The sequence below is a fragment of the Photorhabdus heterorhabditis genome (genome assembly GCF_018448905.1).
GTDB classification, from domain to species: domain Bacteria; phylum Pseudomonadota; class Gammaproteobacteria; order Enterobacterales; family Enterobacteriaceae; genus Photorhabdus; species Photorhabdus heterorhabditis.
In genome coordinates, this window is record NZ_RCWA01000154.1 from 1 (window position 1) to 869 (window position 869).

Here is an 869-nt window from a genome sequence, read left to right on the forward strand (position 1 = left end):
CCATACAGATTGCTGACTCCCAGTTGCTCCGCATTGAGGGTTTCATCTGTTTCACTCTGACTGGCGTAAGCCGTGGTCGTGATATCGTTGTGGGTGGAGGTCACTCGCGTACCGGTTCCCTCAGTACTCAGGGTATTGCTGACGGGGTCACCGAGAAAATCGACGGCCAGCACTTCCTGAGTTTTACCCTTGATAGTAAACGACCCACTGGCAACGACCTTATTCCCATCACGCACGTCTGTTTTGTCCGAAGCCCGGACGTTTATCTGAGTAATACCCCATTCCGCCAGTGTCTTGAGTTCGCCCGCATCGACTTTTGCATCGTGGGTGCCATCAACCCAGACCCGTAATTTACTCCAGATCGGATCACGTTCATCAATCACGCCGTCTTTGTTGGCATCTTCACTGGCTAAGGCCCCGAAACCCTCCTTGAATTTTTTTTCGCCCGCCGCACCGTTTATTCCGGCCTTGCCACCGTAGTATTCGGAGAACATCTGGCTGACATCTTTTATCTGACCGCGCCCATCGTCGATCACCAATATTCCCGTATTGCGATCCGCCCAGCCGCTGCGCTTGAGCGTGCCACTGTTATCCATGTCGAACAGCACACCGTCACGAATATCAGTCATGTGCACGCCATTGCCGCTCAGATCCAATAACAATGGATCAACATAGGTGTTAAACGTCGTCATTGCCGATAAGCCGTTCAACGTCACAGCGTTGCGCAGGCTGGTGTCCTGTTTATTGCCATTCAAGGTCAGGTCGAGGTAGAACTGCGATAGATAGGCGTTGGGCCGGACATTGGGGTCGAGCTGCATTTCACCGGGACGAATGCCGCCGGTGGCAAGGCTAGCCATCTGTGTTGAAGC

General features: G+C 53.3%; 1 pseudogene. It reads right to left on the minus strand.

The annotated features are described in order from the left end of the window. A pseudogene (locus EAE89_RS23035) lies at nucleotides 1-857 on the minus strand (S8 family serine peptidase); the annotation flags it as partial. Nucleotides 858-869: the final 12 nt, after the last annotated feature.